The organism is Bradyrhizobium ganzhouense, from assembly GCF_049949285.1.
In the GTDB taxonomy this organism is placed as follows: Bacteria; Pseudomonadota; Alphaproteobacteria; order Rhizobiales; family Xanthobacteraceae; genus Bradyrhizobium; species Bradyrhizobium ganzhouense.
In genome coordinates, this window is the sequence record NZ_CP181318.1 from 8,122,653 (window position 1) to 8,147,069 (window position 24,417).

Sequence of the window (24,417 nt, forward strand, 5' to 3'; positions counted from 1 at the left end):
GGGAAAAGGACCGGCCGCGGGTGCCTGCGCGAACAAGGGTCAGGAACGCGCTGGGCGCCGAGCACTTGCAAAGCCGCTTCCTTCCATGAAGCAGATTGGTATTGGAGGAGAAGCGTCCGTGCGAGTGAAGCCGTGCAAATCTCGGCAAATCGCGGCGAGTGCGAATGCATCGATCATGTCGCTAGTTTCGCTCGGCAGTCCAATAGCCCGAGCAACGCGAACTGCCCGAATAGCCGCTCCACATCCCGCGACCTGAGCTGCCCGAGAGCCGGCCTGAGCCAGATGCGTATTTGTCCTGAACAGTCACCGAGGCGCGAACGGCACCTGAGCGCGCTACATAGCCTCCGAACCTCACCAGATTCGGGTGCGTGACGATACCGTTGTTGACGTTGACCGAGAAGTTGTAGCTCGGATCGCACGCGCCCCTTTGCGTCACGAAGCGAAGATTCCAAGCTCCATCATACGCGGAGCGCGCCTGCGCCACGGAGAATGATGCGATCAGGCAGCTCGCCGCTGCAGCATAAACGAGAAGGTTTTTCATTGTCTGCTCCAAGATTGTGCTTGTTGATTTCCTCGACCCAACGGGCATCCGCGTACTTTGCGATCCAACACATCAGTCGTACGTAGGAGCTGCCGGTCCGCGTCCGGCATGTACCTAAGCTCCCCTGCCATCCTGTTTGCCGATCACGCAGCGCCATGCCGCGAGACGTTCGGCCGGATGCTGCGTCATCCAGTCAGCAAGTTGCGGCGCACCCATCAGGCACGATTGCAACGAGACGTCGGCGAAATCCGACGTGGTGACGAGCTGCTCGTGGCAATTCGCCGGAGAAGCCAGGCTGCAGAGCACGGCAATGATCTTGATCATGGGACAACTCCCGCATTGTTGTTGCCGATTGCTTGATCCGTCGGGGGCTTATCGCCCTGCTTGCTGTCAGGAACCGGCGCGTCGACGCTGTCGCGGATCGCACACTCTTCGTGAATCAGGCGGCTTCGTTCGCGCCCAGACTCTTGGATAAATCGAAAGAACTCTTCCATCTTCAACCTCTTCTAAGTTGCGCGCCGCCTTCCGCCGCGCGATCGGGCCGATCGGCGTAGATGTAGAGCGGGCGCGCGGTTCCCTCGACGACCTCACGCGAGATGACGACTTCTTGCACACCTTCGAGTCCGGGAAGATCGAACATGGTCTCGAGCAGGGTGTCTTCCAGGATCGACCGCAGACCGCGAGCGCCGGTCTTGCGCTCAATTGCCTTGCGGGAAACCGCGCCAAGCGCTTCGTCGGCAAAGGTCAGCTCGATGTTCTCCGTCTCGAACAGGCGCTGATATTGTTTGGCCAGTGCGTTCTTCGGCTCGGTGAGGATCTTCTTCAGCGAGGTCTCGTCGAGGTCATCGAGCGTGGCGACCACCGGCAGGCGGCCGACGAATTCGGGAATCAGGCCGTACTTCAATAGGTCTTCCGGTTCGACGTGACGGAATATCTCGCCGGTGCGGCGGTCTTCCGGCATCAGCAACTGGGCGGCAAAACCGATCGATGTCGAGCGGCTGCGCGCGGAAACGATCTTCTCGAGACCCGAGAACGCACCGCCGCAGATGAAGAGGATGTTGGTGGTGTCGACTTGCAAGAACTCCTGCTGCGGATGCTTCCGTCCGCCCTTCGGCGGCACCGAAGCGACCGTTCCTTCCATGATCTTGAGCAGCGCTTGCTGCACGCCCTCGCCCGACACGTCGCGGGTTATCGAGGGATTTTCAGACTTGCGGCTGATCTTGTCGATCTCGTCAATATAGACGATGCCGCGCTGTGCGCGCTCCACGTCGAAGTCGGCAGCCTGCAAGAGCTTCAGGATAATGTTCTCGACGTCCTCGCCGACGTAGCCGGCTTCGGTCAGTGTCGTCGCGTCGGCCATGGTGAAGGGCACGTCGAGGATGCGCGCCAGCGTCTGAACGAGCAGTGTCTTGCCGGAACCGGTCGGACCGATCAGCAGGATGTTCGACTTGGCCAGCTCAACGTCGTTGTGCTTGGTCTGATGATTGAGGCGCTTATAGTGATTGTGCAGAGCGACCGAGAGCACTTTTTTGGCGCTGCTCTGGCCAATGACGTAGTCGTCGAGAACCTTGCATATCTGCTTCGGAGTCGGAATGCCGTCGCGTGACTTGACCAGCGAGGCTTTGTTCTCCTCCCGGATGATAGCCAGGCAGAGTTCGACGCATTCGTCGCATACGAAGGCGGCCGGACCCGCAATCAGCTTGCGGACATCGTGTTGGCTCCTGCCGCAGAATGAGCAATACAGCGTGTCGTTTGAGAGTGACTGGACTGACATGGCGACCTCAATGCGGCTTTCCCAGCACGAAAGAGAACGGGACAATGAAGAGCTCGTCACCCTGATCGTCGCTGACATGCAGGATCCAGTCGCGCCAATCCTCCAGGCTGCGCTCATTGGTGAAGGAATGCACGATGCGAGCCGCGTGATCGCGCGCCTCTGCAAGATCATCCACCACGGCGCCGCGGCGGTCGACGAAGACCTTCTTCGTGTTGGAGCAGTGGAAGTAGACCTGGGTCATGTTCGACCTCCTTTGGATCGAGTGGGGAGCAGCGAGAGACACACCTCGCTGGTGTCCTCAACGAGGCGGCGCGAGGCAGACAGTGGCGAGGCTACGAAGATTTGGAGCCATATCCATGTGGTCATGAGTGGAAACAGGATCATCTGCGCACCTCTTGAATTGCCAGTGGCGGCGAATAATGAAGCTCAGCTTCCGCACTTCGTCGCCAACAGGTCGTTGAAGGCGTTGATCACGGAATCGATCGCAGCCAAAACCCGTGCTCCATCGACGCGGTTGGCCGCCATTTGCCGCAGCATCACCGACTCGTAGAATGATGCGGCGTAGGCGCGACAGCTCGCCTCCTTGTCCTCGGTATTGAGCCGCCCGGCTTGCACCATTGGCCAGCGCTTGCAAAAGCTGTCCACGTCCTTGCTTGACGTGCATTCGGCCGCGAGCGATGGCACTGTAGCTGCGATGATCGCGGCAGAAGCGATGAGAACGGCTGATCTCCTCATGATCGAACTCCGCAATGGGATTTGTTTCGAGGAGAGTTACAGTTCTCTGGGCCGTCTTCCATTGTACGCGGGTCGTTCCGGATACCGCTGTGGTTGCACCAAATGAACCTTGGCTTACCGAGCGGCTCCGTATCGTTCCGACGCCCCACCTTCGTTCCAGGTGACACGAGTTGACGCCATCGATCCGCGCGCCAGCGAATGGCTGACCGCGTTCGACCTATCGTGCAAACTCACAGCGCGCTGGGAATACAACCGGCCCGCTCCGAGGCTCTGCCGATCAATCCGGAAAAGCTCGTTTCCAGTTCGCTACGGGCTCTTTGCAGGAGCGTTGCGCTCTCGCCATCATTACGGTCCCGGATCGTCACGGTTGCCGTCAAACCCGACACCAGGGGCACGCCGGCCGGAACCTGATCGATCGCGATCCGAACCGGCACTCGCTGCGCCAGACGTACCCAGGTGTAGACTGGATCGACGTTGGGCAAGCCCTGGGTGGCGGCTGCGGCGTTCGAGACACTGACGCCACGCGTCACCGTTGCGATATGGCCCAAAATCGGCGCCGAATAGCCCATCAGCTTCGCCTCGGCGCGGTCTCCCACGCACAGCCGGGCCAGCTTGGTTTCTTCGAAATAGCCGTCGACCCAATAGCTATCCGTGTCGATGATGGAGACGTTAGCGGCACCAAGATGCGCGTAGTCCCCCTCTCGGAGCAGGAGATTGGTGACGATTCCGTTCACCGGACTGCGCACTTCGGTGCGCTTCAGGTTGATCTCCGCCTGCGCAACCTGCTGCTCGGCCGACTCGACCGCCGCTTTCGCCTGAAGCGCGTTTCCCTCATAGACCTGCTTCTGTTCAGTGGAAGCAGCCAAATCAGACAGGCGGCTCCGCCGATCGGACTGCGATGCCTTCACGTTTAGATCCGCCATTTTCTGCTGGAGGGCCGCCTTGTTCGTGCGCAGCGCCACCTCGAAATCAAAGGGATCGATGACGTACAAGACGTCGCCCTTGTGAACGAACTGGTTGTCAACAATTCGCAATTCGGTGATTTTTCCGGAAATTTCCGGCGCAACGCTCGCAACCTGCACTCGCACGCGCCCATCCCGTGTCCAGGGCCCGGCGTTATACTGGTCCCAGGTCACGAGAGCGACGAGCACCGCAGCGATTGCAATGACTGCTGTAGCTAGCTTGCGCAGCAGAAACTGCGCGGTTCGCAACGCACCACCCCGCCGCGGTGCGGCGGACCTGCCGGAGGGCAGGACGATAGGTTTGTCGTGTGGATCGGCTTCCGAAAACGCTCGCGCGACATCGTCGAGTTCAGCATCGTGGCGAGGCGCTGCGTCACCGGCAGCCAGCAACGCCTGCGGTCCGGATGCTCGCACCTGTTCTTGCTGAAAGACTTCACTGTCAATGGTCCCGCTCATCGCCATCTCTCCTAAAATAGCAGCATTACTAAGCCGAGAATTACGACATACAGGCTGAGCTCTGCGACTGAGGCGTGACTGAACATCTTTGCGAAGCCAATGACATGCAGAATCGGCCTCAGGACCACGACGACAATGAGAGCCGCCGCCAAATAGGTTACAAAGGGCGCCAACAGAACGCCTCCGATGACGAGGTCCAGAAAGGTGTGTTCCATCAGCTTGCCCTAGCCGATTTGACGCCACGGCCGGCATCGCAAAGCCGGATGATCGCCGATTGGTCGAAGCAAGAAAGCATCTCGGCAAGGGCGCGGCCGTCCTGCGCTCCTCCAGCGGAAAGAAATTGTCCGATCCGCGAAGCGTCACGGAAGGTTGCCTCCTCGGGAGTTTCGTCATTCGAGTGAGCCAGCCGCCGAAGCTCGCTGCGAGCCTCCGCAAGCAGCCACATCCTGTGTTGGTCATCGGAGACCGGCGGAATCAGGATCTGTGCCGCAAGCAGGAGCGCTGCGGCTGCGCCGATGAATACGCACGTAAAAAGGAAAGCCTGGGGATTGTAGGTTTGCGGATTACTGGGCGCCAGCATGAGCACAAGGTAAGGTAGACCGATGCGACCGAGCGATGACCAGAGAAGATTTTTAGAGGTCATAAGGAGTGCCGCCCCGACCGTAAACGGCGCAAGGGCGATGGCCAGCAGAGGAAAGGCGTCGGCTCCGTTGAGGATGATGAACTCGAGCACCCCGGCCAACGAAGCAGCGATTGGCGTACCGATCAGCGCGATCGCGGTGAACGCGCGCGGCTTCGGTGTTGTCGCGCCCAGTCCGATGATCAACACGACAAAAGACAGCGAAACGCTGGCCACAGGCCAGCCCGCCCAGACGTAGATAATCGAGGCAATGGCACACCATAAAGCGGCCCGCGCTCCGCTTTCCGCAGCAATTCGATAGGATCGGTACAAGGGTGCCCGCCACAATCGCGACGGCCAACGGACCGATTTCAGGGCGAACAAATCCTGTCGAACCTGCTGGTCCCGTCGAAGCAGATTGCTCCGTGCCGAGGCGTGCGTTTCGGCGTCGCTGCTTTTGGCACGGCGGCTGCTCAAGGTCCGGGCTGCCTGCAATTCTGCGATCAGACCAACTGTCAGGTTACGCGCAGCTGCGCTTCTGATGGGTCCGCTGTCCGATTCCAGAGCCACACTCGCGGTTTGGGGACGGAGCGTTACGATGTCCCGTAGCAGGTCCAGGAAAGTCGTCGAGTTGTCCGGCTCGTCGCGGAAGGCTGCGCTTGCATAGTTGCGAACGCTGCGATGGATTGCCGTGAGCTGCGCAACCAACCGCGATTGCTGGTTGGGAGCAAACAATAGCGCATTGACCACTGCGATCGACAGAATGCCGACCACGATCGCGGCGCCACGCGCCACGCCGGATTCGAACACGTGCTGCGGCGTATCGATCTGCTGTACCGCGATAAAACCGACAGTGTAGCCGGACAGTACAGCCGCATATGCCCGATAGCCGTCCAGGAGCTTTGCCACAAAGACGCAAGCGCCAAGCCATACCGCAAACGCGACGAGGAATAGATCCCTCACCTGGGAGAAGAGGCCCGTGATTGCGATCGACGCTGTCACGCCCACGATGGTTGCGAGCAACCGGAAGCATGCCTTATCCAGCGCCTGACCCCGGGTCGGCTCGGCAAGAACTGCGATCGTGAGCGCCGCCGTCGTGGGCGCCTCAAGTTGCAGCCAAAAGCTTACGAATAAGGCCAACGCCGTGGCCAGCCAAACGCGGACCGCAAAGCTCCAGGAGCTGACTGGAATCTTTGCTATGGTAGACGGCCGATGTGCTGTTGTCGCGTCCACGGTCATACCTCTGCAAGTGCCTCGCCCGTCGCTCTCAGTTCCCCTGCCCCGACCTATCGACGGAGGCGACGAAGCGGTAGCCTCGTCCAGGAATGTTGACGATGAACCGATGTCCATCCCGGCCGTCACGCAACGCGCGACGCAACGCAGACATATGGACCGTGAGATTCGCGGGCTCGACAAAGACATTCGGCCAAACCCGAGCCATCAAGTCCTGCTTGCTGACCAACTCGCCGTGGCGTTCAAGCAAAGCAATCAGGATTTCCAGAGCCCGACTTCCTAAAGGCACGGGTGTGTCGCCTTCCAACAGAAGCAACTGTGTTGGAAGCAGTCGAAACGGTCCAAACGAAACGTCGGGTGAGACTGAGCCAGCCGAGCCGGCTCGCTTTTCGAAGAATGGTTTTGCCGCATCCGGACTCTGAACGACGCTCTGGACGTCAAGCGCCGGTTCGAGATGAAATTGCTCCAGGAAAGCTGAAGTCGATCGCATCGTGGCCTCGCGTGCTTTGGCAGGGCTATTCCCGGCAAAGATGCCAGTGGCACATATTGCGAGCTATTCCACGCAGGTGGCGCGCAATGACAGATTTGGCTGGATTGCCTAAACCTAGATTTACAAGCCGGGAGGCGGCTCCGGTCGAGGCGATGGATCGCGGGCGCTATCCAGAACAACAAACCCGTAGAGCAGATCATTCATGAGAAAACTTTTTATACCAGCGCGTGTCTGCTCGGCACGTCGCGGGCAATAAATCGATGTATTATTCGCTGTATCCGGATTCGGTAGAGCGGACCTCCCTGAGTACGCTTGGGTCATACCGGCGCACGATAGAGTCGGCGGTGCTTCCGCGGTAGTGTTTCAATTCAGACGGACCGTCACGTGCACCAGCAGTCCGCTCTTCGTCTGCTCAGGCACGTCGTGCCGAGCATTGCAACGGAACCGGACCTGCGAGCCGGCAGTTGCAAGAAACGGTCGGCGGCGTAGCGCCCGCCGGCCTTTTCTCTCGATCTGCTTGGAGATTCCGTGAGCACGTGACTGATCTGACCACGCGAACGCGCCACGCAGTTGGGCAGCTCAGGAGCGTTGCGGTAGATTGGGCACCAGCTTGAGCTTGTCAGCCATCCGACCGAGCTCGGGAAGCGAGCCAGCCTGCATCTTCTGCATCGCCCTGCTGCGATGCACCTTCACGGTGGCTTCGGCGATACCGATATCGTGGGCAATTTGTTTGCTCAGGCGGCCGCGAGCGACCTGAATGACGATCTCGCGCTCCCTTGGACTCAGAGACCCGAAACGCTCCCTGAGTACGGCCAGGTCCTTGTCATTTTCGCGCCGCGCCCGGTCGCGAGCCAAGCCAAGCTGAATGGCATCGAGCAGGTCCTGATCGCGGAACGGCTTGGTCAGGAACTCGATTGCGCCCCTTTTCATAGCCTGTACGGACATCGGGATGTCAGCATGTCCCGTGACGAAAATGATCGGGATGTCGCGGTTGGCTGCAGCGAGCTCGCGCTGGAGATCTAGGCCACTTTGGCCGGGCATTCTGATGTCGAGCACCAGGCAGGTGGGACCGTCCGGCAGGTTGGACTTCATGAAATCCGGAATGGAGGCAAATAGCTCAACATTGATGCTGAGCGATCGTAGCAGACGCCCGACTGACGTGCGCAGGTCGGGATCGTCGTCGACGACCAACACGGTCGAGTTTGCGTCATCCATTGCGGCCACTCGGATCAGATCACAATCAGCCATAGCTGCCATGGTCGATCTAATTACAGACTTCTAGTCCCAATAGCGGAACCTGAACAGCCCATTTCTCCCAAGGAAACGCAGGGATAAACCAAAGTTTACGGTATGCTGGCATGACCTGCCTCACCCGATGCTGGTCTACTTGGCCGCTCGACCTAAGGTCTGTCCTGGGAGCGCTTACCTGCCCTCACCTCATGCAAGCCACTCGGGTTCCGTTCCGACAGCGGATCGCGCCAATGCTCTGGCTGCATCATCGTGCGACGCCTTCTCCGCTCGCCGCTGGTAATCGTCGGCGAGGGCCCTGAGCTGACCTGCGATCACGTCGTCCGTCATCGTTTTGGCGGCGCGGAGCAACGTGCGAGCTGTCTTCAGGTATTGCTTGCCCCTTTGTGACATCTGAAGCGTCATGATGCCCTCGCGCGGTTTTCGGATGCCGGGTCGAAAACGAACTGAAACCAGCCAATCCAGCTGCTGTCGCCTGCTCGGCGCTCCCTCAGACGATCGACGCATTTTGTGGAGCAAAGTGGAGTTCGCCACGAATAATGCCGGACGAGACCGAACTTGCGATCACAGACTGCGCATCGGTTTGCCATGTCAGGCTTGCGACATTCCGGTCGGTACGCCATTGTTTCCTCCTTCTTGCCTTATGCGGCCAGAGTAAGGGGGCCGTCACCAGCACCACAATTCAGCGCACGTCGACGTCCACTATCCAAAGGACGCGGGACAACGATACAAAGGCTTATGACCAGTCGTTATCCTCTCGCGAAAGCGACTTCGACGATGATTTTCATTGAGCAAAACTTTCGACCGTCAGCCGGCGACGTCTCGATGTCCATGTAAGCCAAAGTTTAGGGGCATCGGCACCGCCGAGGTGGCATTCTCGCACATGTCGAACGATCCCTTGTCGAGCGCCGCCCGCACAACAAGTCCAGAGTTTAGAGGATGGCCATTGGCAGCATGATCAAGAAGGTACTGGTATCGGTCGTCGAGGATGATCGGTTCTTTCGTGAGTCCATGCGAAGGCTCATGCGGTCGCTGGGGTATGCCGTCGAGGTCTTTTCATCGGCAGCCGACTTCCTGGCGTCCCCTCATCTCCCTGAAACGGCGTGCTTGATCGCCGACGTACACATGCCCGCCATGACCGGAATCGAGCTCCACCGGCACCTCATCAAAGTCGGTCACTCGATTCCGACGATTCTGATGACCGCTAACCCGAACGAGGGGGATCGATCGCGTGCCCTGAACCAAGGAGTGCTCTGTTACTTGCGCAAGCCTGTAGATGAACAGGATCTTCTACGGTGTCTTGACAGCGCGCTCACGTCCGATCGGCACTCTTAACCTTTCGGCCCGCCGTTTTGGCCAAATATCGCGACACACCTTATCTACCCGACGCCGCTTTCGTCGATCATCGGCGGCGCCATTTGCGGCCGCACAATGCCCGGGCGCACAGGGGAGACGTTCGCCTACGAATATGGCGCTATCGCTGACCCATAGGAAAGCCCCTAACGCCATCTAACAGCCATCTAACAATAACGAACATGCAATCCGGCGATTTATGCGCGAATGTCCTGTCGGGCCAGCGACCGAGCCGATGCGCGGCGAGGCCGATGTTCTTACGGAGGCGACGATGGCTGATCAGACGTTTGTAAACGCGCCGGTGCAATTGCGGAAACGGCCCCTCATTACGCACGAAATGAGTTCCACATCTACGGGGCTAGTGTGCACCCCCGATGGTGAAGTTCGCAAAATCGTCGACGCCATCGCAGCCACGGTCGCGAATGCCCAGGCCGGATTGAACTGGCTGCGCGCCCGGCCGCTGGATTTGGACGAGGTCCAACAAGCGCTCTTGAGCATTGCCAACGATGGTAGCCGAGCCTGCGAAATGGTTATTCGACTTCGCAATCATATGAATGAAGATACGCTCAGAGGATGTGAGCCTGCCGGTTTCGAGGCGTCACGCGATGCATCCTCTGCCCAAGTGATCGAATGACCTCGTTCGACTCGTTGAGGGGACCGCAGATTGCAACTGCCGATCTCCCGTTTGTCTTCCTGCGGGCCACTCGGCGGTTCAGCCCACGTTACAACATGCTCGGCACTAGCCTAGGGGAAGCGTGAATTGAAATGCGGCACCGCGCGGGTTGTTCGCTTCCGCCCACAGCTTACCGCCATGAGCATGGATGATGGTTCGGCAGATCGACAGGCCCATGCCCGTTCCACTGGGCTTAGTGGTGTAGAAAGTCGAAAAGACGCGATCGAAACATAGCGGATCAATGCCAGGCCCGGAATCGCGCACCGCCACGAGGGCGCCTGCCAGGTCCTGCTCCGTGTTGATCAACAGTTCTCTTGCTCCCTCTTCGACCGAGCTCATTGCTTCAGCTGCATTGAGAATCAGATTCAGCAAGACTTGCTGTACCTGAACGCGATCCCCCAGAACGGGACGCAATCCATCTGCAAGCCGGGTCTGGACTGAAACGCCATTCCGGCCGGTCACGCTTTGCGCCAATACGATCACTTCGTTGATCGCAGCGTTGAGATCAAAACGCTCTTTTCGCGGCGGCGCCTTCTTGATTTGCTCCCGGATGCGACCAATGATTTCTCCGGATCGATCTGCGTCTGCAACGACACAGGCGAGCGCCTCTCCGACCTCGCTCAGGTCCGGCGGCTGCATCTTCAGAAAGTTCTGAGCTGCCCGGGCGTTGTTACGCGCGCTGGCGATCGGTTGCGCGATTTCGTGAGAGAGCGAGGCCGCCAGCTCTCCCATCATGCTCACGCGATTGATGTGCGCGAAATCTGATTGCATTTGCTGCAATCGTGCCAGCGCCTGAGTGCGATCCTCGATGTCGGTCAGTAGTGCGTACCAGCGAGAAATCCGGTCTGCGGAGTCACGAACTGGAATGCCGCGGATATCAAACCATCGATATTCGCCATCAAAGCGACGTATGCGCGCTTCGGTCTCATATGGAACACCGGCGGCTATCGATTTTTTGAAGACTTCGGCGAGATGAGGAAGGTCTTCGTGATAAATCGTTCCGTTCGCGCCCCAGTTCTTCATTTCTTGGAGCGGGGCGCCGCAATACTCAAGAATTTGGCGATTGACGGATTCCACCTCGCCATCCGGGGCCAGGATCGCAACGAGACCGGGTATCCCGTCAATTGCCGAACGCAAATTTCGCTCGCTTTCGCGCAAAGCTTCTTCAGCCCGCTTGCGCTCGGTTAGGTCGAGCACGAACGCCAGCCCTTCGTTGCCTCCATCCTTGAACATCGTGGCGGCACCAATAAGCACGGGAACGCGGCTTCCGTCTTTCCGAAAGTATTCTTTCTCGAAGGGCTGAGCGATTCCGGTCGAGATCATTTCTGCCCAAATACGCTCGTCGGCTTCGCGCCATTCCGGCGGTGTCAGGTCGGTCAAGCTGCGACCCAAGACGAGGTCCTCACGGCTGTATCCCAGCATACGTAGAAACGCGTCATTAGCTTCGACAATTCGACGTTCGCGGTCAGCAATGATTATTCCGATGATGTTGGCCTCAACCAAATGCCGAATCTTCCGTTCGCGATCTGCGAGGTCATGATAGAGCCTCGAATTTTCAATCGAGATTGCCGCCTGCGACGCAAGGACCTTCAACAGAACGACGCGGTCGGGCGTGAAAACGTTCGGCGTCAGATTGTTCTCAAGATAGAGGATCGCCGTGAGCTTTCCCTGATTGATCAATGGCAAGCTGAGAATAGAGCGGACACGACCCTGAAGCAGATAGGGATCGGAAAATGCCTGCTGAGATGAAGCGTCGTCGAGAATCACCATTTCATGCGTGCGCATTCCATAACGAACCAACGACTCCGGCAACGCGGCTGTGCTGTAGAAGCCGTCGCGCAGATGCACGGTGACATTCTCTCCGCTAGCGATCGCATCCGCCTGTATCTGCAGCTCATCACCTCGCGGGACAATCAGAAGGCCTCGTTCGGCGCCGGCGTGCTTAAGGGCTGCGCGCATGAGTTTGTCGATGAGCTTTTCCAGCACCATCTCGCCAGAGAGCGCCTGCGAGACTTCGATCATCGTTGCGAGATCGAGATGTTCGACCGGAGCCTCGATCGTACCCATTGGACCCCGCGTGCGCTCGTCCTGCCTCAGCCGCGGATGGAACTCGTCGAGTTGCCGCACCTTTCCGTCGGCGCCCCATCGCAGATAGCCCCGCCGCGCGTTTCCCAGGTAGTGATGCCCGATCTCCTCGAGGCCGCGCGCTGCGTAAAAGCGGCCGGCCAGCTCGCAGGCGAGCGCCTCATTGTGGACAAAGCCGTTAGTGCGTGCCGATGCGATGGCGCGCTCGTAAAGGTCCATGGCGTCGAGCGGACGCCCCTCGATCCGGGCAATCTCGGCAGCGAGCAGCGTTGCACGATCCTCGAAATTCTCTGGGCAATTCACCGCCAACGCCCGAAGCTCTCGCTCGTGCGCGCCAAGTGCTTCTCGATGCCTGGCGTAGGGGTCGGGACCCACAGGTTCGCACTGTGCGGCGCGGCACAGGCCAGCATAGAAATGGCATTCCGCCTTCTCAGCTGGGAAGAGCGCCAGCCCCGGCGAGGTCGCGTACCATTGCTCTGCCTTTTCGGCGGCCTCGATCGCCGAGACGTAGTCGCCGGCGAAGAGGCGCGCCTGGAGCTTGCGGATCCAGTAAAAGCATTCCAGAAAGACGCGAGCGGGTTGACCCGTGCAGCGCTCTTCGAAAGAGCGCTCCGTGAATTCACCGTTATCGAGGGCGCCAAACTTCGTGGTTCTACCGCGCAGGGTTCGGGCGAGCCCGATCGGCGCGGAAAGTCTGTCGAGGAAAAATCCGTACCTCTGCACGAACTCTAATGCGTCCTGGCCTTCGCGCTCGAATTGGTCGAGGGGATGGCCCAGGGCAAGAAGAATGCTGCTGAGACCGCGGGACGCGAATGCGGCATAGGCAGGGTCGCCGTTCTCCTTCGCCATCTGGAAGGCGCGACGTGAGGGTTCGATGCCCTCCCTGAGTGGTCGTGTCCACGGAACCACGATCGCAAAGGCCGTATAGGTCCGAGCCCCAAAGTACGTCAATCCGCGGCGTTCGAGCAGATCGCAAGCCACTCTTCCAAATCGATAGGCTTCATCATAGTGGCCAAAGCGGGGACCGGCGATCATCGCCGTTACTGCGTAGTTCAACAGTGATCCTTCACCGTTGCCGTGCTCCAGGCTGAGATTGACGGCCATGCAGGCGCTGAGTGCGAACAAGTTCGGGTCGGTGTATAGTGCCGGGAGAACCAGGCTGGTGAGCAGATCGAGCGTCGCGCGGGCCTGCGGATCCCGGATTAGCGGCAGGTCAAAAAGGTCCTCGATGGTGCGATCTCCGAGCAGGACCCAGATGCGCTCGTACTCGCGGCGCGCTTCCGCCTCGGTCGGATGCGCCGACCAATCGATGCCTACATGCCGCAAGCATTCCAGGGCAACCGCGACCACCCTCTCGGCCGCCCCAAGGATTACGTACAGATCCACGCGCCGCTGCGCCACGATGCATCGTTGAACGTTGTCGACAGTGCGCGTTGCCAACGCCGCCAGCCGCTGCTCGGCGGCTTGCAGTGCCCCGGTACAGACTTCGCAGTCGGCGGCGTGCAGCTCCGACTCAAAGGCCAGTTCCTGCCGGCGCTGCCATGCGTCCTGGGGCAACAGCGTCGCACTGGCGGTGAGATAGGCCAGCGCGGAGGCATACGCCGACGACGCCTTGGCGCGCTTGCCGGCGGCCAGGTTCAGCTCGGCGAGTTGCTCACGTTCCTCTGGTGACGTGATCAGCGGCGAGCCACGGTTGAGCTGGTTGACGATCTCGAAGATCGTCTCGTCGCGCCTTTCCGGCGGCGTCTGCGCCAAAAGCAGCCGGCCGATTGCCAAATGCCCCTCGGCGCGCGCGTTTTCCGGGATCAGGGCATAGGCGGCTTCCTGCACGCGGTCGTGAATGAATTTGTAGGAGCGATCAACGCCGTCGATCAATTGTTGACGCCGGGCCTCCCCGAGAGCCGCGTGCACCCCTTCCTCGGACGTTCCCACAATGATCGAAAGCATCGTAACGTCGGCGACATGACCAAGGCAAGCGAGATGCTGCAACGCTCCCTGCGTGCCGAGCGGAAGCCGCGTCAGCTTCCCGGCCAGTAGCTCCACGACGTTGTCGGTATATTGCTTGGCGTGGATGCCTTCGAGGTCCCAGGACCATCGCTCCCCCTCGTGATCGAATGCCAGGAGACCTTCGCCGGCGAGCGCGTGAAGAAATTGGATCACAAAGAAAGGATTCCCATCGGTCTTCGCGTGTACCAACCCCGCGAGCTGGGCGGCCAGCTCTGCGTCGCAGCGGAGCGAGTCCGCGACAAGTTCCTCCAGGTGTTCGGTTCTCAGCGAAGCAAGTTTGATATCCTGCACTCTTCCGGTTGCCCGAATCGTCTCCAGCTTACGCATGAGCGGATGTGCTGCGGTGACCTCGTTATCGCGGAAGGCGCCGACGAGGAGAAGATTGCGGAGATCGGACCGGTTCAACAGGTCTTCCACGAGGTCCAGCGTCGCCGCGTCGAGCCATTGCAAGTCATCGAGGAAGAGCGCCAGGGGATGTTCAGGTCGGGCGAAGACGCCGATGAACTGTCGAAACACGAGTTGGAAGCGCCGTTGCGCGTCTTGTGGCGGAAGCTCCGGGACCGGCGGTGGCTCTCCAACGATTAGCCTGACGTCAGGAACGAGATCCACAATCAGTCCTGCGTTCGGTCCCAACGCTTCCCGCAATGCGTCGCGCCAAGGCGCAAGGTCGGCTTCGCTCTTGCCGAGCAGCGGCCGGACCAGGCTCTGAAAGGCTTGTGCCAGCGTCGCGTAGGGAATGTCGCGTTTGTACTGGTCGAACTTGCCGGAAGCGAAAAGGCCTCGCGGCGGTACCAGCACCGGCTGCAGCTCGTTGACGACCGAGGATTTGCCCACGCCGGAATAGCCCGAGACCAGAACCAATTCGGGGGCGCCACCGTTGACGACACGATCGAAGGAGGCGAGCAGGGTCTCAACCTCGCGCCGCCGCCCGTAGAGTTTCTCGGCGATCAGCAGCCGGTCGGGCGTATCGTGTTCGCCCAATGGAAAGTTTTGGATCCGGCCCTGTGCCTGCCATTCGACCAGGCAGCTGCGAAGATCGCTTTCGAGGCCGGCCGCAGTTTGATAGCGGTCTTCGGCCCTCTTCGCGAGCAGCTTCATGACGATCGCCGAGACGGTGCCGGGGATTTCTTTCAGCCGCTCGACCGGCGGCACCGGCTGCCTAGCGAGATGGCAATGTACCCATTCCATCGGCTCAGCAGCCGTGAACGGCAAAGCACCGGTGAGCATCTGGTAGAAGGTGACGCCGAGCGCGTACAGATCGCTCCGGGAATCGATTGACCGATTCATCCGCCCGGTCTGCTCGGGCGCCATGTAGGCGAGCGTGCCGGCGATCGTCTCGGGAGGGTGAGGCGACTGACGTTCGCGCGCGAAGCGCGAGGCGATACCGAACCCGGTCAGCCGCACTTCGCCGGTTGCCTCGTTGAACAGGATGTTGGCTGGCTTGATATCTTTGTGAACGAGCCCGCGCTGGTGAAGCTTGCCTAGAGCCGAGGCAATCGTGCAGCCGAGGCGCAACAAGCGCCCCATACCCATAGGCACGCCGAGCAACCGCTCGAGCGGCTCGCCACCCGCATCATCGAGCACCAGCATGGTTCGACCGCCGTCGCGCACGAGGTCCAGCGGTCGCACTGCCCACGCCCTGTCGAGTTCGTCCTTCAGTTCGTATTCGTGCGTGAGGCGATCGAGGCATGATCGCGACGGGTGGTCTGCAGCAGGAGCAACAAGCAGCACGGCGCGCCGCTTGCCCTCATCGTCCAGTCGCCAGCCGCGGTGAAAGACGCGTTCGCTGTCTCTCCACAGGACCTGAGGGTCATCGTCTGAGTACGCCAGGTTCAGCGAATGCGGCACCATCATCAGCCTCCGGCATCCGTGCTCCGAGTTAAGGTCGGCCAACCAAGTTTTATGTGCGCCATGGGCCCGGCCTCTCTCTCGGACCCGCAGAAATCGTACCGCATTGCCTGAGAAATTCCAGCCGCCCGTTCGTTTTGTCTGATCCGAAATGCGTGGAACCCGCCGCCCCCTTAGCAGCGATTTGGTACGATTTGCCGGGCTTTACTCGCGATGGCGGCCGATGTGGGTCAGATAGGGACGAGCGAAGGCCACGTGAGAGAAGACAACTGCGACAGCCGAAGGAAAGACAATGACGACAATCGAAGCCACCAAATCGAAGACCTCATCCAGCACCACCCGTTCCGGCCGACTGTTCGTTCTCGAACTGAGCGGAGACCGCATTCACTCGATGAATCCCGATGGTTCCGACCGCAAGATCATCGTCAAGGATGGCCGCCTCCCGGATGGCATCGTCGTGGATGTCGAGGCTGGTCACATCTATTGGACCAACATGGGCGTCCCCCCTCTCAACGACGGCTCCATCGAGCGCGCCGACCTCGACGGTGGGAACCGCAAGGTCATCGTCCCTCAGGGCGTCATCCACACGCCGAAGCAGATGCATCTCGATAAGGAGAACGGCAAACTCTATTGGTGCGACCGCGAGGGTATGCGCGTGATGCGCGCCAACCTCGACGGCTCGCAGGTCGAGACGCTGGTCCAAACCGGCCACGGCGACAACGATGCGCGCGATCAAAACCTGTGGTGCGTCGGGATCACCATCGATCCGAAGTTCAAGAAAATCTACTGGACGCAGAAGGGCCCCGACAATGGTGAGCAGGGCCGCATCTTCCGCGCCAACATCGAGATCCCGAAGGGCGAGACCCCGACGAACCGTTCCGACATCGAGGTGCTGTTCGATCGTCTGCCGGAGCCGATCGACCTCGAACTCGATGTGGCGAACCGTGTCCTCTACTGGACCGATCGTGGCGATCCGCCGCGCGGCAACACCGTCAATCGCGCGCCGGTCGACACAAAGGCCGATCCGGAGATTGTGGTCACGCATTTGATGGAAGGCATCGGCATCGCCCTCGACGTGCCCGGCAACCGGATGTTCGTCACCGACTTCGCCGGCTCGGTCTATTCCGCCGACCTCGATGGCAAGAACGTGCGCAACTTCCTCTACGCCCAGGGCAACCTCACCGGTATCGCCTACGCCGAAGTCTGAAAAACGCCGAACAGGAGAATCAAACCATGTCGAACACCAAACCCATTCGCCGCATCGCCATCATCGGCACCGGCGTGATCGGCGCGAGCTGGGCCTCGCTGTTTCTCGCCAAAGGATTGCAGGTTGTCGCAACCGACCCCGCGCCGAACGCGGAGGCCTCGCTCCGCAAGTTCGTGGACACGGCCTGGCCAGCTCTCAAGCGCTTGGGCCTGTCGGCGGGAGCATCGCAGTCGAACCTCAAGTTCACGGCAGATCTCACGCAGGCAGTCGCCGGCGTCGACCTCGTCCAGGAGAACGGCCCCGAGCGGATCGATTTCAAGCAGAAGCTCTATGGGCAGCTCGACGAGCTGCTGGCTCCCGAGGTGATCATTGCATCGAGCTCGTCGGGGCTCACCATGAGCGAGATCCAGAAAGGCGCCGCGGCGCACCCCGAGCGCTGCGTCATCGGTCATCCGTTCAATCCGCCGCACCTGATCCCGCTGACCGAGATCGTCGGCGGAGCCAAGACCTCGGAAGCGACAATCCAGCGCGTGGAGGAATTCTACACGTCGATCGGGCAAAAGACGGTGCGCGTCAAGAAGGAGCTGCCCGGCCACGTCGCCAACCGGCTGCAGTCCGCAGTGGCTCGCGAGGTCTACTATCTTGTCGCCGAGGGCGTGGTGAGCGCCGCCGACGTCGACACCGCCCTCTCCTGGGGCCCGGGCCTGCGCTGGGGAATCATGGGCAACTTGATGCTCAATCACCTCGGCGGCGGCCCGGGTGGCATCGAGCACTTCTTCCATCAGTTCTCGGGGCCGATGACGGCCTGGTGGAAGACGCTCGGCTCGCCGGTGCTGACGCCGGACGTGCAGCAGAAGCTGATCGACAGCGTCCACGCGGAAGTCGGATCGCGCACCATTGCGGAGCTGGAGGCGGAGCGCGACGAAGTCCTGCTCGGCCTGCTCGAACTGCGCAAGAAGGCCGCCAAGTCGACCCAGACGAAATCGATCGAGCCAGTTGCGTAAGCCCAAGCGGGTTCTGCGCATTCATCTGAGAACCGAAAAGCGCGCCGGTGCGCATTGCGCCGGCTCGCAACCTGAAAAGAGAGATCAACATGTCATCGACAACAACGACGCTCGACTCTCCGCCCGCAGCAGTGCCTGCCGATCCTTCGGCGGCGGCACTGACGCTCGCAAACGTCCTGTACGAAAAGCGCGGCGCGGTCGCCTATGTGACCATCAACCGGCCCAAGGTGCTCAACGCCCTGAACACGCCGACGTGGAAGGATCTGCGCACGGCCTTCGAGCATGCACGGGACGACGACGCCGTGCGCGGCGTCATCCTCACCGGCGCAGGTGACAAGGCATTCGTCGCCGGCGCCGACATCAGCGAGCTCGCGCATGCGAGTGCGATCGATGCCGAACGGTCCAGCAGCTCCGGGCAGGAGGTGCTCGATCTCGTCGAGAATCTCGGCAAGCCGGTGATCGCGGCGATCAATGGCTTTGCACTCGGCGGCGGCTGCGAGACGGCAATGGCCTGCTCCATCCGCATCGCGGTCGAGCACGCGAAGTTTGGCCAGCCCGAGGTCAAGCTGGGATTGCTTCCCGGGGGCGGCGGCACGCAGCGCTTGCCGCGCCTGGTCGGAAAGGGCCGCGCGCTCCAGCTCATTCTGTCCGGCGAGATCATCAGCGCGCAGGAGGCCTGGCGCATCGGGCTCGTCAACGAAGTCGTCCAGGCAACCGATCTCATCCCACGTGCGGAAGCCATCCTGAAGATGATCGCTTCGAACGCTCCCATCGCTGTCAAGCTTTCGCTCGAGGCCGTGAACAAGGGATTGGACACGAGCCAGAGCGAGGGCTTCGCACTGGAAGCCTCCTACTTCGGGCTGTGCGCCGGGACGGAAGACAAGAAGGAAGGCACGTCTGCCTTCCTCGAGAAGCGCGCCCCCCAGTTCCTGGGGCGGTGAAGCCAACGCGACGATTTAGGAGAGACCCAATGGCAAACGACAACGTTTTTTCTGGACTGAAGGTGGTTGACTTCGCGAGCTTCGTCGCGGCGCCCGGCGCCGCCGTCATCCTGTCGGATTTCGGCGCCGACGTCATCAAGGTCGAACCGCCGAGCGGTGACCCCTGGCGACATGCGCATAAGATCCCGCCGCAGCCTGCTTCAGATGATCCCTATCAGTGGCATCTGGCCAACCGCAACAAGCGCAGCATCACGCTCGACCTGAAGTCGCCAAGCGCGCAACAGGTCGTCGAGCAGTTGGTCAGGTGGGCCGACGTATTCATCGTCAATACGCCGCATCCCGCGCGCAAGAAATTGAAGCTCGAATACGCCGACGTCATGCAATGGAATCCGCGCCTGATCTACGCGGATCTCACAGGCTTTGGCGAAAAAGGACCGGATGCCAGTCTTCCCGGCTTCGACATCACCTCCTATTGGGCGCGCAGCGGCCTGCTGTCGATGACGCGCGATGCCGGCGCGCCGCCGACCTGGCCGGTGGCCGGCAGCGGCGATAACGCGACGGCTGTGGGAATCTTTTCGGCGATCGTCACGGCACTCTACCGCCGCGAGCGCACCGGCAAGGGCGCGTATGTCACGACCTCGCTGCTCGCGGAGGGTGTCTGGTCGGCGAGCGTTTCGATTCAGGCTGCGCTTGCCGGCGCGAAGTTCTACGGGCTGCATGATCGCAAGCATCCGGCAAGTGCTGCGCTCAACGTGTATCGCGCCTCCGACGGCACCTGGTTCGTTCTCATCGTCATGCCCGACAAGTTGGCGGCGGTGGCGAACGCGATCGGCCGGTCGGATCTCCTGACCGATCCGCGGTTCTCGGATCCCGCGAAGCTGATGGCGAACATGCCGCAGCTCACGGCCATCTTCGACGATCTTTTCTCCGCGCAGCCGATGGCGCACTGGGAGGAGGTTTTCAACGGCGTGCACGTCACGTTCGGCGCCGTACGCGGACCGGAAGAGGTAATCAACGATCCGCAGCTGGTGGCAAACGACATCGTCGTTCCGCTCGAAGGTGCCGGCGGCAAGCTGACTTCGACGATCAGCAGCCCGATTCAGCTTCACGGTGTCGCCAAGGTTCCGGCCCGGCGTGCTCCAAACCTCGGCGAGCACACCGAAGAGATCCTGCGTGACCTCGGATTTGACGCCGATGGTATCGAGGACCTGCGCGCCCACGGCGCGGTGCCGAAAGTCAAGGAACACGCCTGACACAGGACGGACAGAGAGAAAGGAACAAGCCCATGAGCGACATCCTCACCGAGCGTACCGACGGTATCCTGCGGGTCCAGCTTAATCGCCCAGCCCAGAAAAACGCGATGACGTCCGCCATGTATACGAACCTGGCTGACATCCTCAACGAAGCTGACAACGACGATGCGATCCGAGTCGTGCTCTGGCACAGCACCGGAAATGTGTTCTGCGCCGGCAACGATGTCGTGGATTTCCTCAAGAATCCGCCGAGGCCGGGTGCATTTCCGCAAGGGCTCCTGATGGACGCATTCGTCAAGTTCGAAAAGCCAATCGTCGCAGCCGTGCAAGGCGCAGCGATCGGCGGCGGAACCACGATGCTGACGCACTGCGATTTGATCTACGCTGTGGAGAGCGCGAAATTCCAGCTACCGTTCATCAACCTGGCGCTGGTGCCGGAATTCGGATCGAGCTTCTCGATACCGGCGCGTGTGGGCCATCTCCGGGCGGCGGAATTGTACTTGCTGGGAGAGCCGTTCACGGCCGCGCGTGCAGCGGAGCTGGGCCTCGTAACCCGCGTGGTGCCCGACGCCGACCTGCTCACGACAGCCACCGCAACGGCGCAGAAGCTGGCGGCAAAACCGAGCAGCGCGTTGCTGGCGAGCAAGCGGCTCCTCAAGCAGCCTTCGATTGACCAGCTCAATGCGGCGATCAAGGATGAAAACCAGGAGTTCATGGAGCGAGTAACCTCGGCAGACGCCAAGGAAGCGCTGTCGGCCTTCCTCGAGAAGCGGCCGCCCAACTTCAACAAGACGAAGGCGCCCGTCGCGGCCAAATAGTCCGCGCCCGCAGCAATCGATGAGCGTCGCGTCGAGTATGGCGCGACGCAAGCCGGGATTAAGAGCGGCGCCAGGCAAAGGCGTGACTGATATGAAACACGTCTTGAGCTTCGCCACGTTTGCCATGGTAGCGCTGTGCTTCGCAGTGTTCCTGGCCATGATGAAGCCAACTGTTCTCAGCGCCGTCGAGGCATCGAGCAAGCCCGCGCATTGCAAAATGGCCCGCTTCTTGTGCGCCAGGATGCCATAGCGGGGCCCTACGGCTGGAGCGTTGACAGCATCGTGGACTAGCGCGACGGAGACCTTCGGATTCTCTTCCATGATCCGGATTCCGGAGCCTGGGACTTTTTCTGTTCGTCGCGACGACGAGAACCGCGATGTTTAACTTGCCCCCGAGCCTTTCTTGTTTGCAGCGTCTTATCGAGATTTGCGTAACTTTGGCAGCATTAACTCGCGCATTTGGGTCACGCGGCGTAGCTATCGAGAAGCCGCAAGACAACGCATCACACGGAGGAGCGTCGTGCTCTCAGACAAGTCTCGACCCATCATCCAAGCGACACTACCGGTCGTCGGCGCGCACATCGAGGAAATCGCCAAGTGCTTTTATGGGCTTCTGTTTGCAGCACATCCGGAGCTGATGGATGGGCTCTTCAACCGCAGCCACCAGGCCGACGCCACCCAGCAGCAAGCCTTGGCTGGATCGGTGGCCGCATTCGCCACCGCACTGGTGAACTCGCCTGATCGGTTGCCCGAGAATCTTCTGTCCCGCATTGCGCACAAGCACACGTCGCTGGGCATCCAGCCGGAGCAGTACCAGATCGTCCATGACCACCTGATGTCGGCCATTGCAGAGGTGTTGGGTGACGCGGTGACGCCGGACGTCGCGGCGGCGTGGGATGAGGTGTACTGGCTGATGGCCTACACCCTGACCCACGTGGAGCGCGGCCTCTACGGCGCGCGCGGCGTGAGTCCGCAGACGATCTGGCGGCAATGGGAGGTCGAGAAGAAGATCCAGGAAACCGATGATGTGGTGACGTTTGTCGTCAAGCGTATCGAGGATCACCTGGTGAAGCCGTCGCTTCCCGGCCAATATATATCGGTGCAGGTGCCGCTGCCCGACGGCACGCGACAATCGCGCCAGTACAGTCTGAGCCGGGCCGACCAGGGAGACTCCCGCCAGTTTTCGGTCAAAAGAGTGCACGGCGCAGCAAGAAAGCCCGACGGAGAGGCGTCGACGCTGTTGCACACCAGCGTCAGGGTGGGCGACGTGCTGAGCTTGTCCGTTCCTTTCGGTCCCCTGGTGCTGGACGACTACTCTGGGCGCCCGATGGTGTTCATCAGTGCTGGTATCGGCATTACTCCGATGGCCGGGATGCTCTCGCACCTTGCCACCACTGGGTCCGCTTTGCCGATCATGCTGCTGCATGCCGACCACAACGAGAATGCCTTCGCTCTCCGCGACCAGATCCGCGATGACATCGTCGCGCTGCGCCATGCTTCTATCTATGTCTGGTACGAGCAGGGAGCCGACAGCAAATTGCCGGTGCAAGGCGTCTTCGCCGGCAAGATGGACCTGTCACACGTCCGTCTGCCCGACAATGCGGTGTATCACATGTGCGGACCGGTCCCGTTCATGCATGGGATCCGCAGCGCTCTTATCGCGATTGGTATTCCACCCCGGGATATCCAGTACGAAATGTTCGGCCCAGACCTGTGGCAGGCAGATTACGAATAGGCCGATAGCTTGCTGAAACTAGTGACAAAGAGCACGAACGAGGTGAACCCATGAGCGTGATGTTGGCTGAGACCCGGGCTGACGAGGCGATTGCCGTTGCCGAGGCCCCCCGCCGAGAGCGCAAGCGCGTCGTCATCATTGGCGGCGGCTTTGCAGGGATCGCAGCGGCGCGTGCGCTCCGGCGCGCCGATGTCGATGTCATCCTGATCGACCGCCGCAATCATCATATCTTTCAGCCGCTGCTCTACCAGGTGGCGACGGCGGTTCTCTCGCCTGCGGAGATCGCCGCGCCGATCCGTCAGCTCGAAGTGAAGCAGAAAAACCTCAGCGTGCTCCTGGCGGAGGTCACCGGCATCGACGTGGCTTCCCGCACGATCGAGGCATCTTCGCCTGGCGCGGGCGCGCTCAAGATCGCCTACGACTACCTGGTGGTCGCGACCGGCATGCATCCGAGCTACTTCGGGCACGACGAGTTCGCGCAATATGCGCCGGGCCTCAAGAACCTCAGTGACGCCGAGACGATCCGAGCCAAAATCCTCGGCGCGTTTGAACTGGCCGCGACGACCGAGGACGAGGCCGAACGCGCGCGTCAGATGACGTTCGTGCTGGTCGGCGCTGGTCCCTCCGGCGTGGAGCTCGCCGCGTCTCTCGCGCAGATGGTGAAGGGGACGCTGCGCGGCAACTTCCGCCATATCGATCCGGCACAGGCGAACATCATTCTGCTCGACGCAGGCAAGCGGGTTCTGCCGACCTTTGCCGAGGCGCTGTCCCGCAGGGCGACCCGACGCCTCGAAAAGCTCGGCGTGAAGGTCTTGACCGGAGTGAAGGTCGAGACCGTCGACGCGCAGGGCGTGGTCGCCGGCGGAAACCGGATCCCCAGCGCCACGGTGCTCTGGACCGCAGGGGTTGCGGCGTCGCCGATCCCAAAGATGCTCGGCACCAAGACCGACCGCGCAGGGCGCGCGCTCGTTGATCCCTTCCTGAAGGTCGCGGAGGCGCCCTGCGTCTTCGTCGTGGGCGATGCGGCGTCGGTCATGCAAAAAAACGAACACCCGGTGCCAGGCGTGGCGCAGGCGGCGATCCAGGAAGGACACTTTGTCGGGCGGCTGATCGCTAAGGAGCTGAAGGGACGGCAGGTCAAGCGTCCGTTCAGCTATTTCGACAAGGGCAATATGGCGGTCGTCGGCAAGAATTACGCGGTGTTGGAGCGCGGCTGGCTGCGCACGAGCGGCGCCCTGACGTGGCTGGTGTGGGCGTTCGTTCACATCCTCGCCCTGCCGCAGTTGCAGAACCGTTGGCGGGTGCAGCACCAGTGGCTCTGGTCGTATTTCACCGGTCAGCGCAGCTCGCGATTGATCCCGGAGCCGCCGAGCGTCGGTACTCCCGCACGGGACTCGCGTGAGGGCCACCAGCCGACATCGTAAGCGGCGCCACG

Annotated in this window: 22 protein-coding genes; 9 read left to right on the forward strand and 13 right to left on the reverse strand. The window is 60.9% G+C overall.

What is annotated here, in order from left to right:
- Positions 1-181 precede the first annotated feature (181 nt).
- The 12 genes from ACLFLU_RS37845 to ACLFLU_RS37900 form a co-directional block, all read right to left on the reverse strand.
- Entirely contained in the window at positions 182-541 is a 360-nt protein-coding gene (locus ACLFLU_RS37845) for a hypothetical protein (protein WP_426409718.1), read from the reverse strand.
- A 114-nt stretch (positions 542-655) separates the two neighbouring features.
- Positions 656-865: a hypothetical protein gene (locus ACLFLU_RS37850; protein WP_426409719.1), complete on the reverse strand. Its 210-nt coding sequence runs from the start codon at positions 863-865 to the stop codon at positions 656-658.
- Positions 862-1,035, reverse strand: a complete 174-nt coding sequence (locus tag ACLFLU_RS37855) for a hypothetical protein (RefSeq protein ID WP_426409720.1) — start codon at positions 1,033-1,035, stop codon at positions 862-864. Before ACLFLU_RS37855 ends, ACLFLU_RS37850 begins: the two co-directional genes overlap by 4 nt.
- Positions 1,036-1,037: 2 nt before the next feature.
- Entirely contained in the window at positions 1,038-2,315 is a 1,278-nt protein-coding gene (clpX, locus tag ACLFLU_RS37860; RefSeq protein ID WP_426409721.1) for an ATP-dependent Clp protease ATP-binding subunit ClpX, read from the reverse strand.
- Between the two features lie 7 nt (positions 2,316-2,322).
- The gene (locus ACLFLU_RS37865) at positions 2,323-2,556 is read right to left on the reverse strand and encodes a DUF6894 family protein (protein ID WP_426409722.1); all 234 of its coding nucleotides are present in this window, start codon (positions 2,554-2,556) and stop codon (positions 2,323-2,325) included.
- Between the two features lie 185 nt (positions 2,557-2,741).
- Complete coding sequence (locus tag ACLFLU_RS37870) at positions 2,742-3,050, reverse strand: hypothetical protein (protein WP_426409723.1); 309 nt, start codon at positions 3,048-3,050, stop codon at positions 2,742-2,744.
- A 230-nt stretch (positions 3,051-3,280) separates the two neighbouring features.
- A complete protein-coding gene (locus ACLFLU_RS37875) occupies positions 3,281-4,468 on the reverse strand; it encodes a biotin/lipoyl-binding protein (protein ID WP_426409724.1) in 1,188 nt (395 codons plus the stop codon).
- Positions 4,469-4,479: 11 nt separating this feature from the next.
- Positions 4,480-4,683, reverse strand: coding sequence for a DUF1656 domain-containing protein (locus tag ACLFLU_RS37880; protein WP_426409725.1), 204 nt, complete (start codon positions 4,681-4,683; stop codon positions 4,480-4,482).
- Entirely contained in the window at positions 4,683-6,320 is a 1,638-nt protein-coding gene (locus ACLFLU_RS37885) for an FUSC family protein (protein ID WP_426409726.1), read from the reverse strand. The genes ACLFLU_RS37880 and ACLFLU_RS37885 overlap by 1 nt, the downstream gene beginning before the upstream one ends.
- A 34-nt stretch (positions 6,321-6,354) precedes the next feature.
- Positions 6,355-6,810, reverse strand: a complete 456-nt coding sequence (locus ACLFLU_RS37890) for a winged helix-turn-helix domain-containing protein (RefSeq protein WP_426409727.1) — start codon at positions 6,808-6,810, stop codon at positions 6,355-6,357.
- Positions 6,811-7,389: 579 nt separating this feature from the next.
- Complete coding sequence (locus tag ACLFLU_RS37895; protein ID WP_426409728.1) at positions 7,390-8,025, reverse strand: response regulator transcription factor; 636 nt, start codon at positions 8,023-8,025, stop codon at positions 7,390-7,392.
- A 222-nt stretch (positions 8,026-8,247) separates the two neighbouring features.
- Positions 8,248-8,463: a hypothetical protein gene (locus ACLFLU_RS37900; RefSeq protein ID WP_426409729.1), complete on the reverse strand. Its 216-nt coding sequence runs from the start codon at positions 8,461-8,463 to the stop codon at positions 8,248-8,250.
- A 534-nt stretch (positions 8,464-8,997) separates the two neighbouring features.
- Between ACLFLU_RS37900 and ACLFLU_RS37905 the strand changes: the two genes are divergently transcribed.
- Together ACLFLU_RS37905 and ACLFLU_RS37910 are read left to right on the forward strand one after the other, a co-directional pair.
- Positions 8,998-9,393 carry a response regulator transcription factor gene (locus ACLFLU_RS37905; RefSeq protein ID WP_426409730.1) on the forward strand — a complete coding sequence of 132 codons (396 nt, stop codon included), beginning with the start codon at positions 8,998-9,000 and terminating at the stop codon, positions 9,391-9,393.
- A gap of 289 nt (positions 9,394-9,682) precedes the next feature.
- On the forward strand, positions 9,683-10,045 hold the full coding sequence (locus tag ACLFLU_RS37910; RefSeq protein ID WP_426409731.1) for a hypothetical protein: 363 nt from the start codon (positions 9,683-9,685) through the stop codon (positions 10,043-10,045).
- A gap of 105 nt (positions 10,046-10,150) precedes the next feature.
- Here ACLFLU_RS37910 and ACLFLU_RS37915 read toward each other — a convergent pair whose 3' ends face one another.
- The gene (locus tag ACLFLU_RS37915; protein WP_426414158.1) at positions 10,151-16,027 is read right to left on the reverse strand and encodes an AAA family ATPase; all 5,877 of its coding nucleotides are present in this window, start codon (positions 16,025-16,027) and stop codon (positions 10,151-10,153) included.
- A gap of 289 nt (positions 16,028-16,316) precedes the next feature.
- On the opposite strand from ACLFLU_RS37915, the gene ACLFLU_RS37920 reads away from it, so the two are divergent.
- The 7 genes from ACLFLU_RS37920 (at position 16,317) to ACLFLU_RS37950 (ending at position 24,406) form a co-directional block, all read left to right on the forward strand.
- Complete coding sequence (locus ACLFLU_RS37920) at positions 16,317-17,231, forward strand: 3-hydroxyacyl-CoA dehydrogenase (protein WP_426409732.1); 915 nt, start codon at positions 16,317-16,319, stop codon at positions 17,229-17,231.
- A 26-nt stretch (positions 17,232-17,257) separates the two neighbouring features.
- Complete coding sequence (locus ACLFLU_RS37925) at positions 17,258-18,235, forward strand: 3-hydroxyacyl-CoA dehydrogenase NAD-binding domain-containing protein (RefSeq protein WP_426409733.1); 978 nt, start codon at positions 17,258-17,260, stop codon at positions 18,233-18,235.
- An 89-nt stretch (positions 18,236-18,324) separates the two neighbouring features.
- On the forward strand, positions 18,325-19,176 hold the full coding sequence (locus tag ACLFLU_RS37930; RefSeq protein WP_426409734.1) for an enoyl-CoA hydratase-related protein: 852 nt from the start codon (positions 18,325-18,327) through the stop codon (positions 19,174-19,176).
- A gap of 29 nt (positions 19,177-19,205) precedes the next feature.
- The gene (locus tag ACLFLU_RS37935) at positions 19,206-20,429 is read left to right on the forward strand and encodes a CaiB/BaiF CoA transferase family protein (RefSeq protein ID WP_426409735.1); all 1,224 of its coding nucleotides are present in this window, start codon (positions 19,206-19,208) and stop codon (positions 20,427-20,429) included.
- 32 nt (positions 20,430-20,461) lie between these two features.
- Complete coding sequence (locus tag ACLFLU_RS37940) at positions 20,462-21,247, forward strand: enoyl-CoA hydratase (protein ID WP_426409736.1); 786 nt, start codon at positions 20,462-20,464, stop codon at positions 21,245-21,247.
- A gap of 520 nt (positions 21,248-21,767) precedes the next feature.
- Positions 21,768-22,982 (forward strand): globin domain-containing protein, encoded by a 1,215-nt coding sequence (locus tag ACLFLU_RS37945; protein WP_426409737.1) that lies wholly within the window; start codon positions 21,768-21,770, stop codon positions 22,980-22,982.
- A gap of 50 nt (positions 22,983-23,032) precedes the next feature.
- Complete coding sequence (locus ACLFLU_RS37950) at positions 23,033-24,406, forward strand: NAD(P)/FAD-dependent oxidoreductase (protein ID WP_426409738.1); 1,374 nt, start codon at positions 23,033-23,035, stop codon at positions 24,404-24,406.
- Positions 24,407-24,417 lie beyond the last annotated feature (11 nt).